Below are 13,727 nucleotides of genomic sequence, written 5' to 3'. Positions count from 1 at the left end.
CCTTTCTTAACCGTTTTTTTCAAGTCCACAATTTTGTGTATGTTATATACCCATAGTAATTTTCTGCGCGAAAAATTTCAAATGCCTATGATGAATGTTTTATCATGCCTATTATGTATCGTATAATCATCAGGAAACCCTCCATCAGATGAAATATGAAAGGATGATATGAAAAATGGATATTCGTGTGTTTAAGTATTTTTTGACGGTGGCTAAAGTTGGAAACATAACAAAAGCAGCAGAAATCCTTCATGTTACACAGCCTACCCTAAGCAGGCAGCTGATGGACCTTGAAGAAGAATTGGGGACTCGTTTATTTATACGCGGCAAAAGACAGATCACACTAACCAATAGCGGTCTTTTGTTTCAACAAAGAGTCAAAGAAATGGTTTCTCTCTTAGATAAGACAGAAAGAGATCTGGCAGAACAAAAAGATTTGATTGGTGGAGTGGTTTCTGTTGGTTGTGTAGAGTCCACGGTATCAAGAACTTTGCCAGAATGGTTAGAGAAATTTTCGAATCAGCACCCTAGGGTGCAATATGAATTGTATAGTGCAGATGGAGATGACATTCGGGAGAAACTTGACCGAGGAAATGTAGATATCGGAATTCTATTGGAACCGATTGAAACCGCTAAATATGACTATATTCGATTGCCTCATCAGGAAAAGTGGGGGATTCTGATGAGACGTGATGATCCTCTAGCCGAAAAAAAGTCTGTTAGTATCCAAGATATCCTTTCCTTACCCTTGATTGTACCCCGACGTACCATTGTACAGAATGAAATTACAAGCTGGCTTGGTGTTGAGGAGGATAACCTTTGTATTATTGCATCACATAATTTATTGACGAATGCTATGCTGTTGGTGGAAAGGAAACTTGGATATGCAATATGTGTGGGTGGAGCCTATACAATCCGGGAAAGCAGCAGCACTTGTTTTGTTCCTTTTGAACCTGAACGAATTACTACCCATGTCATCGCTTGGAACAAGAATAAGATTTTCAGCCCAGCTACTGCACACTTTATTCAATTTATAAAGGAAACCTATCATTCGTGATATTCATCCCTGATCTATTAGATATCCACTGGGTTCACGGTCATTTCGAGAGTTTGTTTCTTGAATGGTTACCAGTCTGACTCACCCATATTTGCTTGTATCACGTCCTCCCAATTGGTATTAAGCATCATCTCGGAAGAATCCCCATGAAATGCCTTCATGGCTTCCTGATCATCAAGCAGCTGATATCTCATCCAAGCCGTCAAGTACCCCCTATGATTGCCACCATTGCCTTCAATCGCTGTATGAGCTGCACCTTTGGCCATCCCCATCATCACTGGCGTGCTTGCGTTCGTACTGTGCAAGGCTAATTGATTCGTTGATACCGGCGAGATTAGAAAATCTCGTGTACCGCCCATAATGAAGAAAGGAACGGTAATACGCGATGTATCGTACACATCTTCCGGATCACAATGCTTCAAATCCGGGAGAGCGATGGATACAACCGTCTTAATCAACGATCCGCTTTTATAGTTGGTATGAGCATTAATGACCCCCGTAGACCCTTGAGAATGTCCAGCCGCACCAATATGTTCTATTTGTACTTTTTGATAAAACAAGCTGTTTGCTCGTTCGTTTTCATGTTTCAAATAATCAATTGCCCCCACAATTTCTTTGCCTGTTCCTGTTGTCTTGCTATAGGAATCGATTACAATGAATCCCCAGCTTGCTAGATGAGTGAAGAGCTCATCATAACGATCTGGCGTAGCATCTGTTCCATTTCCCCATGAAATAATAGGATAGGTTTCGTCTCCTTGAAATGCGGGGTAGTATACTCTAAATAAAGCCTCCCCGCTCGAACTCTTCACTTCTTCCAACTTTACAGAATGGCTTCCTTGCTGTGCATATCGCTGCTCAATGCTTCCTTCTGCCAGTTCGGGTACATTGGAATGAATGATGATTTGCATGAAAATGGTTATTGAAACTGCAACGATAAGAACTAAAGTTGATACCCATAACATCCACTTTCGTTTTTTCAACACCGGCATAGACGTGACCTCTACGATAGTCTATAGACTTCTCTATCGTGTTCTCTGTTAAAATATGAAACTGAAAGGATATACGAAAAAAGAGGTAGTTATGTTTCGTTATACGTGAATTTCTTTTATTCACAACGTTTCATGCTGGTTTAAGTTATACAACTCGGATGCAGTGTGCGCACTCCTCCCTGTGTGCACGCTGCTTGGTTCAGGGCATGCTTGGATGACTGGTTGACCATATGTCTAATCGATCTTGGCAGGATACATATGCTCTATAAGAAAGTTCATTATTCGTTGAGCCACACAAGTTCTTGTCCGGTCGAAGACAGAATTTGTACCCAGTAAAACAAAAAAAGCCGCTTGAATAGCGACTTTTAATGAGACCATTTATGTCATCTGCGTCTTTATTTCTGTTGTCGCTTGCCCGATCATTCCTGCTCCTCAGTGGCTCTCAAGATCACAGTAATCGCCTCTGCCCGGGTAGCCTGGGATTTCGGTTTCAACATGTTGTTAGGGTAGCCGGTTATGATTCCATACGCTGTCGCCATCATGACCGCATCATGTGCCCATGTGGAAATCTTGTCCTGATCGGCAAAGCTTCTATTCGTAATCGTTTGATTAATACGCAAAGCATTAACCACCATCACGGCCATTTGCTCGCGGGTAATGAAGTCATCGGGAGCGAAGGTACGCTGATCGTATCCCTGAATAATCCCGTTTGAATACGCAGCAGAAACGGCTTGCTTCGCCCAATGATCCGCCATATCATCAAATGTGTTGCTTCCATCACTTGTGAGACCCAGCGCTCGCACCAGCATCGCAGTGAATTCAGCACGGCTAATCGTACGATCAGGCTTGAAGCTGCCGTCGATATAACCGTTCACAATGCCTGTTCCTGCAAGTTTCTCGATGTTCTTCTCCGCCCAGTGACCTTGGATATCTGTAAACGCAGCCCCGATTCCAGGCTCCTGGACGATCTTTCTCTCGACGACTGCAAATGTGCTAAAATGGTCGGTCGTACCGCTTACCGTTCCTGCCAGCCAATCAACGACGACGTTATCTAGTTCTACCCACTCTTTCAGATCTTCGTTGAACTGATAGAGTCGGAGTTCATCGCTGTCTTTACGACTGGAGTCCACGTCAAATTTCAAACTGATCGTTACGTCTTCATCAAATTTCCCTGATACATCTTTCTTCAACTCAATAACTTTACTTACCCATCGTTCACCCTCTCTTAGAGGAGGGACAGCCTGAAGGGTTAGTTGATGTATGGATACATAAAACGGTCGTTTCAGAGCTTTGGCAGGGATTCGGACTTGCCCACCATCAAAAACAATCGTTCTGCCCTCCGCGCCTACCAGAAAGCTGTTGCTCGGGAGCGATGGTACATTGGTTTCGTGCGTTGGATTGGTTTCGTTTGCTTCATCAATCCTCTTGGTGATCAAACGATACCGGCTGGAAGTCAGATTACTTGCATTGCCCGCTTGATCACGGGCTCTGACATGCAAGTACCAATCACCCTCCACCCCGTTCTTACCAAGCACGGCCCCGTCCACAAACGACATCCAGCCAGCGGTTGGCGCAGACATATCGGTCGTCCAGACATATTCCAATGAGGATGCATCTGGCCTGCTTCCTGTGTCAGTCACCGTGACGGTCGGTGTTACCGCTGCCGTCTGTATTTCACTGCCATTTGGATGGATGGTGATTGTCGGTGGTGTTCGATCGATCTTCACCAGGATCGTCAGGGAGAGCGTATCCCCCGCAGCGTTGGATACCTGAAACAGGATGGTATGCTCACCTTCGTTCGATATTTCAAGATTTCCTTTATTGTCATACGGTTGTAAGGCGCCTCCATTCAGTGAATAGGTAAGACCATTAATTCCGCTGACTCCCGATTCGGCATATACGCTCACGATGACATTTGCCGTGCTCCATTCGCCGCTTACATATTCGCTTCCATCTGTTTTTACAAGTGTTGGCGTTAGCGTGATTCCTGTCGTGCTTATGTTGACCGTCCGTTGTTCGACCGCTTCATTATCTGCTGTATCAACGGCTTTGAAAGTTATCCGATGAACGCCGTCATCTTGTAAGACGATATCCGATACATAAGGACTCCATGTCACTTCGTCATCCAGAGAATAGGTAAACGAAGTCACGCCGCGCTCATCCGATGCTTCGGCGCTTACGCTCACTGCTTGGTCGCTCCATGAACCATCGACATACTCCCTTCCATCCGCAGTGGTCATCGTAATGACGATAGATGGCGGCGTATGATCAGCCGGAACCATCCAGACGATCTCGACATCCGTAACACCAAGCAACGCATGGTTAGCAGCGTCGGTTATATTTCCGGCTGCCATATCGTAGGAGAGTTGCACGCGCTCGTTTTCTTCGAACACTTGATCCACGCTAAAGACAAGCTCCTTCGTGCCCATTCCATCAACACCAGTGATGGTTGTGGAGTTGCCGTTAGCCGTAATCGCGATCCCCGCAGCATCCGTTAGTCGGACATCTTCATCGAAGGTTACGATGACCCGGTTCGGATGATCACTTTCGATCTTCGCGCTGACGATCGTTGGTGGGGCAGCATCCCATTCGAGATTGCTTGTGATCCCTTGCAGGACGGGGTACATCTTCCCTTCTTGCAGCAACCAAGTTGCCCCGAAATCCCATTCGCTACCATAGGCGGAGTACTGCTTCATGTTCGACGTCTTTTGCGGTTCCCCTTTGCCTGTATCGGACTGACCTGACGTTTCCAGATTATAGAGGCTGGCGGTAATCGTGTCGAATTTCCGTCCCACCAGACCACCGACTTCGTTACTGCCTTTAACCTGACCAGCAGCGTAAGTCGTACCGATCTTACCGACATTCCGTCCCACCAGTCCGCCGACTTCGGCGCGACCACTAACGGAACCTGTAGCGTACGCATTATGTACCTGACCACGCTCATTGCGCCCCACCAGTCCGCCAACAAAATCCATACCGGTAACATGACTTGCGGCGAATGACCGGTTAATCTCTCCCCCCGTATCCAGATGTCCTACCAATCCGCCAACATTGAATTGACCATTAATTGTTGCACTTGAACTGGAACCTGTAAGCTTGCCATAGTGATTTCCAACCAATCCCCCAGTCATGCTGGTTCCGGTAACACTCCCTGTTGCATGAACCTGCGTGATTTGACTGCCAGAATCGGTCTCTCCTGCCAGCATGCCTGTATAACTGTCTCCGGAGATGAATCCGCTCTTCAAATCCAGATCCCGAACCTCACCACCGGAAATATGGCCGAACAACCCAACATTCGATAAACCGTTTCGATGGATATAAAGACCCGTAATAGCATGACCTTGGCCGTCGAGTGTGCCCGTGAAAGAGGTGCTCCTGCTGCCAATCGGTTCAAAACCATACCCATGACCTGCACCCGTCGCCCACATATCAGAGCGAGAGTCGTCCTCGAATGTCGCTTCGAAATCAATATTCTTCGACAAGGTATACTGTGCTGACAAATCCAGTTCCATCAATTGCAGCTGATGGGAATTCTGGATGACGGTCGACCATTCCGTCCGCAGAAACGGCCGTGTGGAGTCTTCGACCATAAACCAATCATTCGTGAAATCCCAGTCCGGATAGCTGGTTTGGATAAGCGCCTGTTCTGTAGTGAGAGGGGTAGCTGCGCATTTATTATATGTATCGTTTCCGCAGGCGCTGTTTAAACCGACCGTTTCGGTATCCCAGAAGCTGCTGCTTATTTCTCCGCTATTGTCCCCAACCAATCCACCGACAATATGGTTGCTCCCGTTGACATAACCCGTGGCATAAGAATGACTTATCAAGCCGTGGCTCGTGCTGCCCACCAATCCTCCTATGCCACTCCGCCCACTGACGGCGCCAGTGGCATAGGAGTTGCGAATGGATGCGGAAATATTAAACCCGACTAGTCCGCCCACATGTTCTGCGCTGCCGCTAACGGCCCCAGCGGCGTATGAGCGGATGATCTCTCCACCTTCATTGTCTCCTACTAATCCCCCGATGATAGACGTACCGGAGATGGTACCGGTAGCGTAGGAATTACTCACCTTCCCGTCATTGCGTCCTACCAAACCGCCAACATAAGTGACGCCACTTACATCACCGGTGCTGTAAGAAAAGGTGATTTCACCGTCAATGCCATTGTAGCCTGCCACCCCTCCGACGATGCCCTCATTGCTGCTAACCGTTCCTGTAACAAAGGACCGGTCCACCCTGCCATAGTTGCGCCCCGTCAGCCCGCCTACATCGAGTTTTCCTGTGATTGAACCTCCTTCGAGAGCGACATCCTGCAACACCCCGCTGGAACCCATAACCCCGAACAGACCGGCAACATCAGCATGTGGACGATGTATGGTTAGATTGCGAATCACATATCCCGCTCCGTCGAGTGAGCCGTTAAACTCGCTATGGATAATTCCAACGGTGCCGATAGGTATAAATCCTTCCCCATTGTTCCAGCTTGCCGTATCCGAAGCATCGATATCTGCCCCTAATCTGTAATGAGCGTCTAGGTCATTACGCACGGCGTTCAATTGATCTAATGTGGTGATGATGTATGGATTACCCGCAGACCCGTCTCCTGACATGCCGACCTGCAAGTAGCCAAATGCCTGAAACGGGAAAGTTCCTAACCATAGCACAAAAACCATTAAAATACAGAAGATGCGTCTCATTTCATCTTTTCTTCCTTTCATTATTTTCGATAGCCACGATCCGTAGTATATTCGATTTCCCGGTCATGCGAATCTAACCCCGGTTATAGTCTTGGTTATAGTCGAACCAATGAAATAACCCGCCGGTTGGCGGGTCTTCTGCTAAATCCTCTAGGCTAGCCTTGAATTTCTTTGCCTCGTTTAATGGCCTCTACTCGGTTCTTCGCCTGCAGCTTGCTGTAAATGCGATTGATGTGCGCTTTCAAGGTCCCCATGCCGAAGCCGAGCGCGGCAACAATCGCCTGATTGTCCATCCCTTCTTCCATGTAACGAAAAACCGCATATTCTCGTGGTGTCAGAAGGTTCTCCAATGTGACTTTGCCTTGTTCCGGCGATTCGGCAGTTCCTCCGAAACCAGAGAGAATCCTTCGCACATACGATAGTGAAGGTGCATTTTTATCTCTAATGCTCCCTCTCTGGCGATGCTGAACATAATCCGTAAGCAGCTCTGCAACCCGACTGCCTTTATCGACGAACACACGGATATAATCATCGGGTTCCGCGAATTTCAATGCTTCTTCCAATTTAAGCAGTGCTTGCTGCGATTTACCCTCAAGTCGCAGCATCATTGCCTGGAGTACTTGTATGTCCAAGGCATCCATCGGGCGATGGCCTTTTACCGCGATGGGCAGCAACCTCTCAGATAAAGCCCAGGCTTCCCTTGCGTTTCCACTCTCCATCAACACGCTAACGAGGAAGATATAGACGAATAACTGATATACGGATACCGGATCATCTGCCGCTAGTCTGTAGCGATTCTTCCATTCATCAGCAGCTGACAGATCCCCTGCATTCAGCCGCATACGTGCCATCTCCAAATCGAGCAGGATAAGAGCAGCCTTGGCCTCGTCCTCGAGCGCTCTCCGATAAGCTTCTTCCAACCATTTTTCAGCCTGGGAGATATCCTGCCTGGATTGGCTGATACGGGAAAGGAACAGACTTGCCGGAACGTATACCTTCTCTGGTTGATAATGCGCCTGGCTTCGGCCTTGCAATCCCAACCTAAAGTAATCCTCCGCCTGCTTCAGTTCATTGCGTTCGTAAAGCAACTCTCCGTAACAGACCACAACCGAATCCTGCAGACCCATCGGCTTCATGAATTCGATCATACTCAAAAAGAAAGTATCGGAGAGGCCTCGAGGCAAATGCTGACCACGTTTACCATTATATGACCTGTAAATGGACGGAGCCAGTGGCATATGAGGGGATGCAAAGATCAGATCCGTTCCCGTAGGACTATATTGAAGAGAAAGTCGGATGTACTCCAGTCCTTTAATCATGTCCATATCATATTGGGTCGCTTTAAAGTTTCTTACATAATACAGATATCCCAAATAACGATGATTCTCTTCCTTAGTCCAGCTTGCCGAGGAAGCATCATAATGCTGCTCAGCCAGCTGCAGATACCGCTCCGCCAGTTCAAGTTCTTGAGCCCACAACAATGAAAAAATATACGAAAAATAAAGGTACGGATGCCGCATAAGCAGCTCCTCGGGGATGGCCGACAACCAGTCCCTCATGGTAGAGAATTCTCTGCGAATCATCAAGCTTCTCATCTGTTCCAATAATCGGATAACGTCTGTATAACACGCTCCGGCTAAATAGTAATCTACCGCTTCTTCGTGCATTTCCTGCGATTCGCACCATGCGGCAGCTGCCCGGAATAGCGCAGCTGTCTTTGCGGGGTCAAGGCGCTGCTGGTGCTTCAGGAGAAACTCGCCGAACAGATGGTGAAGCCGGAACCAATTCTTCTCCTCATCTAGCGGTATGAGGAATAAGTTGAGTTTGGCCAATTCCGCCAGTTTCACTGCACCATCCTCTCCGGCAACAGCTTGACATAATGGCCCATTCATCCGCTGCAAAATGGAGACGTTCAGCAGAAATTGCCGCAGCGGCTCACCCAGCGACTCAAACACTTCCTCCAATAAAAACGACTCGACGCGTTCATGGCTGGATTGTATATGTTTGGAAGAACCGGCCCACTCATCGGCACGCAAAGACAACGAGATCAGCTTAATGCCCGTTACCCAGCCTTCGGTTTGGTATAGTATGCCTTCGATCTGCTCCCTCTGCAGCTCTTTCTTCTCAACGTCTTGGAACAATTTCAGCGTCTCCTGCAAATCGAAGCATAACTGTTGAGTTGTGATTTCATGGATCCAGTTCCGGCTGATCCATCTCGATTTCAGGAATCCATGGATACTTCGGCTTGCAAAGCATAGATGAACGGAGGAAGGTAAGTATTCCAGAAAATAAGAGACGGACTCCAAGATATCCGCATTATGAATGACATGCCAATCATCCAGTATCAGGACAAGTGTCTCATTCAACTCGTTCAATTCATTTAACAAAGCGACGATAAATGGTTCGTATTGACCCGGACTTAGCGCTGCCGATGTGGTATGAAGGGAATCGGTCACCCCCCTCGCCTGCTCGATCGCCTTCGTAACGTAGTTCCAGAAACGGATGAGATCATTATCCTTGCTATCAAGCGATAACCATCCGACTGGTACCTCTAAATGCCTGGTCCAATCACTGAGCAGTGTGGTTTTACCGTAACCGGCCGGAGCCGTCACGAAAGCAGCCTTGTGCTTTAATCCTTCATGCAATTGCGCCAATAGCCGTGGACGCGGGACAGATTGGTAGAGGGATTGGGGTCGATTTAATTTAGATGCCAGCAGAAATGGGATTTCATTGTTCTCGTATACCATATTCCCTCTTTTCAAAAGGCCTCTCTGGGCCATATCTTCGGATTTGTCCATCAAAATTCTGGAGTTACATTCAGAATATCGTAAATGGAGCCGTTTTGCATCAGAAACTGAATAGATCTGTCTCACTGGGTCTGCAATGCGGGGTGAATCCTTTCCTCATGGCAACATCATCCATGGATGAACCCAAAAACCATTAGCCTTCAAAGACGTCCTTTGGTCTGGTTACCCGAAAATGCACCTGAATGTGCAGTTTCTGTGGGTGCCATTTGGAAAAAGGGATGATCGTTCTCCGAGGTATCCAAACTATATTCTTAACTTCGTTCAGAATAGATAGCCAAATCGCCATGAAAAAAAGCCCGCCGCTCTTTGCAAGCGACGGGCTTCCTGCTCTTCTAAGACCTGAGTTTAAGGTTGCAGCTGCCAGAGCGCGGGCACGTTGCTCGGCTCCCATCCCGGCAAGGAGGTATGGGCCTGGAGGCATTTGTACACCTTGCCGTCATAGGATACGAGTGTATTGGCTGCATAAGCTGTATTTGCTGCCCATGGCGTTGCACTCGGACCGTTAGGCGTTGTAACTGTTACGGCATTGCTGTTGCCAGATTCGTTGTTCGACGGGTCGTAAGCGCGGACCGTGAACGTATATTGCGTGTTCGGCGACAAACCGGTAACGACCTTCTCGGTTGCTGTTCCTGTGACGGTAGCTATTACTGTGCTGCCGTTGTAAATTCGGTAACCAGCAATGCCCGAAGCATCAGTGGATGCATTCCACATCAACGTGACTGACGTTGACGTCGGGGTGCCCATCACATGCAGGCCGGTCGGATTGGTCGGCGGTGTCACGTCAACCGGGAGCTGCGTGGTCGTAAACTGGACCCCATTGCTGGAAGGCGACCGATTGCCGGAAGCATCAAACGCCTTCACAGTGAGGTTATAATTCGTGCCTGCCAATAGGTTGGTAAGATTGGCGGTTGTCTGATTGCCAGGCAGAGTGGCAATGACATTAGCGCCGTTGTACACCTCATAACCCGTGACGCCATTGTTGTCCGTCGAGGCCCCCCAAGTCAGCGTGGCCGTCGTTGTGCCAACGTTGCTGACGGCCAAATTGGTTGGCACCGTTGGTGCAATGCTGTCGCCAGCACCGAATTGGGCATCGATGACGATATACCAGGCATTTTGGGTATCCGCGATATCCCACACGCCGAGGATGACATGGTAACCATCTCTTTGCGGTACGTTGCAGGTATGGGTTAACGTGGCTGGCGGCTGCTGGCCATTCCCGTTAATCGTGCAGAACGGAGTCAGATCAAACTGGGCGCGGGTCAACGGAGCATTGGGATTCCAATCCGGCTTGGTGATGAAATAACGGTAGCTTGTCGTGGCATGGCGAGCGGTAAAAATCCAAGTAAAGTTCTTCGTGCCGCTCGTCATGTTTACCTTGTTCCAGCGCGTAGCTGATTGCTGGTCAAGCGGAGCGAAGCCGGCAAGGCCAGCGCTGGCGATTTTGCCATCAGGCGGTCCGGCAGCAGGAAAACCTTTCGGCCCCTCCAGGCTCTGCGGCTCATAGACGATCGAGCCGCAGTTGGTATTCAATCCATTTTTACACTGAATCGCGCGGCTGGCCGGATCATTAATATATCCGTGGGCTGACACGGTCTTCGAGAACGCGAACATACAAGCGAATACGAGCAGCAATCCGCCGCCAATCAGCATGAATCGCAGGATGAAACGGGAATCCAATCGGGTTTGAAACATCATCACATTACCTCCCATGATTTGGTTTGGTCATGATGTGCCTTTCGTTTTTCGACACTATCTTTGCCGCGAAGCGTGTGAGAGTGCCTCCTCTCTTGAATATAATCCTGCCAAAGCTGTGCACAACCGTTTATTTGTGGGCATCCGCTCCTTTTTAAGCCGATTTATATAAACTCCTTAGAGCTTATATACTCGTAAAAAGTCATGAAAACAATACCTCATCGCAATTGTGTGAAGCGTAATAAGCGGGTTCGCAATCTTCGTGAGTAGGAGAAATCAAGCGTGAGCAGCTCTGCTCTGCTATATAGAATCAGCTATGTAAACTGCTGATGAATGCTGATATTCATAGTACGCATTTATGAGAGATCAACACCGAGCAAGCACACCTGTTGGCAAAAGCATGGAGGGGTATGGAGTCATGTCTAAATATGGAGGAATCTATATAGACTGGCATAATAGAAGAGTTTCGTCACAATGGATCGTGTTAGCGGAGTGTCATGAACCAAGTGAAGTTGATGTATCGGTCAGAAAAAATTGAAAGATATATTACCAGTAATTGGATGTGTTAATTATTGAACAATAACCTTTTATTGTCAAGGGAGTAATTTATCCACTCTTTGCTCGCGCCTGGCTTCGCCAGACATTAAACTAGTGGAGCAGCAGCATACAGTTCATCTTTATATGTCATATCCGAACCAGGTCCCCGATATCAGCTATCAAAACAAAGGCTATATCATTATTTTGCTCATTATAAAATCGATTTGTCTTTCATCACCCATGTGAAAAGTATGAGTTCCTGTTTGAACAAAACCCATTTTCTCGTAAAAAGCAATCGCATTTTTATTTTTTTCCCATACGCCTAGCCAAAGTTTCTTTTTATTACTTTCTACTGCAATATCCTTAGCTTGATTCAGCAAATATTTGCCAAGCCCATGTTTTTGAAATTTACTCTTTATATAAATCCTTTCAATTTCAAGTGATTCATCTCCCATTTCTTCGGACTGCTCATCATTGGTGTTGACCTTTAAATATCCTGCAACTTCATTATTAAAATATACAAAAAAGAATTGCGAAAACTTATTGGATAATTCTTTTTCTATTTGTTCTAGGTTAAAAGCTCTTTCCAGATAGGCATTTATATTTCCTGGTGAGTTCTGATCCTTAAATGTTTCATTAAACGTTTCATAACCAATTTCTTGAAGTTGACGCGAATCCTCAAGCGTGCACTTTTTTATAATTATTGTCATTTGATCATGTAGCTCCTTTTTATGGAATCAATAACTTCGTTCGTTTCCCTTTTTTACAAATTCCCAGTCTCTTTCTACATTTTTTCTTATTCTTTGAAGAAGATTAAAAATGGTTTCTACTTCCTGTGCGGAAAGCCCCTCCAATGCAACACGATTGGAATAATCATTTTCTCTTTTTAAAAAAGGGTAGACTCGTTCCCCTTTGTCTGTTGGATAGAGGTTCTTAATTTTTTTGTTAAGGGTATCGTCTTTTTTTTCAACAAATCCTTTAATTTCAAGCTTCTGAATAGCACGGGCAGCCGTTGTTCTATCAACCTTTATCATCTCTGCTAACTTTTCTTGAATGATTCCTGGGTTTTCACATATGCGCACAAGATACAAATACTGCCCTTTGGTAAGATCATACTCTTTAAATTCTATATTACTTATGGAGTCTAATGCCCTGGCTATGATTCCAATCTCACGAAGAATCTCCTTCATAATTAACTCCTTGTTCTATATTTTTGTTGCAAATTCAATAAAATAGCTAGAATTCATTCTACTTCAATATTGTTGCATTTGCAATAATATTATTTATGATAAACCAGGCTCGTGGCCTATCGCCATAACAAAACCGGCTGTATGGCTACAGCCGGCTCTCTGCTAAATCAGGTGCGGTTATTTATAAGTGTGCTCGATACTATTGTGCTGGTGAGGGTGCTGGTGATGGTAAGGGTATGCTCTGCGCCGTTTCGATCTGCTGTATATCGACGCGGAACTGTTCCTGCACGTTGAAGGGATGATACAATCCCTTGGCAATCGCATAATGGGTGATCTTCTCATGCGTATCGATTGCCTGTTCCAATTGGCGTTCCAGAACACCCTTGATTTCCGGTGTGACGCATTCCGTTACGGCCATCGCCAAATTCCGGACGCCGCTCTTGGCCGTGGCCAAAAAGTCCATGGCGATTACATCATCCGTCATTTTGTTCATGCCCGTCATGTACTCCAGTACAGGATTCATTGCAATGCCTCCTTTCCTTTGGTCAGGATCGCAGCGAGCTCGGACAGCTGATCGGATGACATGGCGGCATCCTGCTGAAGAATAAGCTTCAGTTCGGGGTCCGTGACCAGCGCCTGCATCGTCTTGGACTTCGTCATGCAGACCGTCTTGAAGGCAGCAATCTCATGCACCTCCAAGACTTCATGCATTGCATACGTTGGATTCATCTAGAAGTTCACTCCCTCGTTTAGTCAGC

General features: G+C 46.9%; 9 protein-coding genes. 1 reads left to right on the top strand and 8 read right to left on the bottom strand.

Annotated features, from left to right (window positions below):
- Positions 1-175: 175 nt before the first annotated feature.
- Positions 176-1,057, top strand: a complete 882-nt coding sequence (locus tag B9D94_RS13800; protein ID WP_036639054.1) for a LysR family transcriptional regulator — start codon at positions 176-178, stop codon at positions 1,055-1,057.
- 68 nt (positions 1,058-1,125) lie between these two features.
- On the opposite strand, the gene B9D94_RS13795 is transcribed toward B9D94_RS13800, so the two are convergent.
- The 8 genes from B9D94_RS13795 to B9D94_RS13760 all read right to left on the bottom strand — a co-directional run bounded on the left by B9D94_RS13795 (position 1,126) and on the right by B9D94_RS13760 (position 13,698).
- The gene (locus B9D94_RS13795) at positions 1,126-2,046 is read right to left on the bottom strand and encodes a poly(ethylene terephthalate) hydrolase family protein (protein WP_148247270.1); all 921 of its coding nucleotides are present in this window, start codon (positions 2,044-2,046) and stop codon (positions 1,126-1,128) included.
- Positions 2,047-2,465: 419 nt separating this feature from the next.
- A complete protein-coding gene (locus tag B9D94_RS13790; RefSeq protein ID WP_172963944.1) occupies positions 2,466-6,743 on the bottom strand; it encodes an S-layer homology domain-containing protein in 4,278 nt (1,425 codons plus the stop codon).
- A gap of 155 nt (positions 6,744-6,898) precedes the next feature.
- Positions 6,899-9,505 carry a winged helix-turn-helix domain-containing protein gene (locus B9D94_RS13785; protein ID WP_228030146.1) on the bottom strand — a complete coding sequence of 869 codons (2,607 nt, stop codon included), beginning with the start codon at positions 9,503-9,505 and terminating at the stop codon, positions 6,899-6,901.
- A 390-nt stretch (positions 9,506-9,895) separates the two neighbouring features.
- Positions 9,896-11,242 (bottom strand): lytic polysaccharide monooxygenase, encoded by a 1,347-nt coding sequence (locus tag B9D94_RS13780; protein WP_063479839.1) that lies wholly within the window; start codon positions 11,240-11,242, stop codon positions 9,896-9,898.
- A gap of 728 nt (positions 11,243-11,970) precedes the next feature.
- Entirely contained in the window at positions 11,971-12,489 is a 519-nt protein-coding gene (locus B9D94_RS13775; RefSeq protein ID WP_148247268.1) for a spermidine/spermine N(1)-acetyltransferase, read from the bottom strand.
- Positions 12,490-12,516: 27 nt separating this feature from the next.
- Positions 12,517-12,969, bottom strand: coding sequence for a MarR family winged helix-turn-helix transcriptional regulator (locus B9D94_RS13770; RefSeq protein ID WP_148247267.1), 453 nt, complete (start codon positions 12,967-12,969; stop codon positions 12,517-12,519).
- A 199-nt stretch (positions 12,970-13,168) separates the two neighbouring features.
- The gene (locus B9D94_RS13765) at positions 13,169-13,492 is read right to left on the bottom strand and encodes a spore coat protein (protein WP_006210203.1); all 324 of its coding nucleotides are present in this window, start codon (positions 13,490-13,492) and stop codon (positions 13,169-13,171) included.
- Positions 13,489-13,698, bottom strand: coding sequence for a hypothetical protein (locus tag B9D94_RS13760; RefSeq protein ID WP_148247266.1), 210 nt, complete (start codon positions 13,696-13,698; stop codon positions 13,489-13,491). The genes B9D94_RS13765 and B9D94_RS13760 overlap by 4 nt, the downstream gene beginning before the upstream one ends.
- Positions 13,699-13,727: the final 29 nt, after the last annotated feature.

Source organism: Paenibacillus sp. Cedars, from assembly GCF_003184205.1.
Classification (GTDB): Bacteria; Bacillota; Bacilli; order Paenibacillales; family Paenibacillaceae; genus Paenibacillus_AQ; species Paenibacillus_AQ glucanolyticus.
Note: the sequence above shows the minus strand (reverse complement) of the source record. Positions and strands in the feature narration are given on the sequence as shown.

Bases quoted from the DNA above. Each gene is read 5' to 3' on its own strand.
- B9D94_RS13770 (WP_148247267.1), bottom strand. From the start codon at position 12,969: ATGAAGGAGATTCTTCGTGAGATTGGAATCATAGCCAGGGCATTAGAC.
- B9D94_RS13775 (WP_148247268.1), bottom strand. From the start codon at position 12,489: ATGACAATAATTATAAAAAAGTGCACGCTTGAGGATTCGCGTCAACTT.
- B9D94_RS13760 (WP_148247266.1), bottom strand. From the start codon at position 13,698: ATGAATCCAACGTATGCAATGCATGAAGTCTTGGAGGTGCATGAGATT.
- B9D94_RS13790 (WP_172963944.1), bottom strand. From the start codon at position 6,743: ATGAGACGCATCTTCTGTATTTTAATGGTTTTTGTGCTATGGTTAGGA.
- B9D94_RS13800 (WP_036639054.1), top strand. From the start codon at position 176: ATGGATATTCGTGTGTTTAAGTATTTTTTGACGGTGGCTAAAGTTGGA.
- B9D94_RS13780 (WP_063479839.1), bottom strand. From the start codon at position 11,242: ATGTTTCAAACCCGATTGGATTCCCGTTTCATCCTGCGATTCATGCTG.
- B9D94_RS13765 (WP_006210203.1), bottom strand. From the start codon at position 13,492: ATGAATCCTGTACTGGAGTACATGACGGGCATGAACAAAATGACGGAT.
- B9D94_RS13795 (WP_148247270.1), bottom strand. From the start codon at position 2,046: ATGCCGGTGTTGAAAAAACGAAAGTGGATGTTATGGGTATCAACTTTA.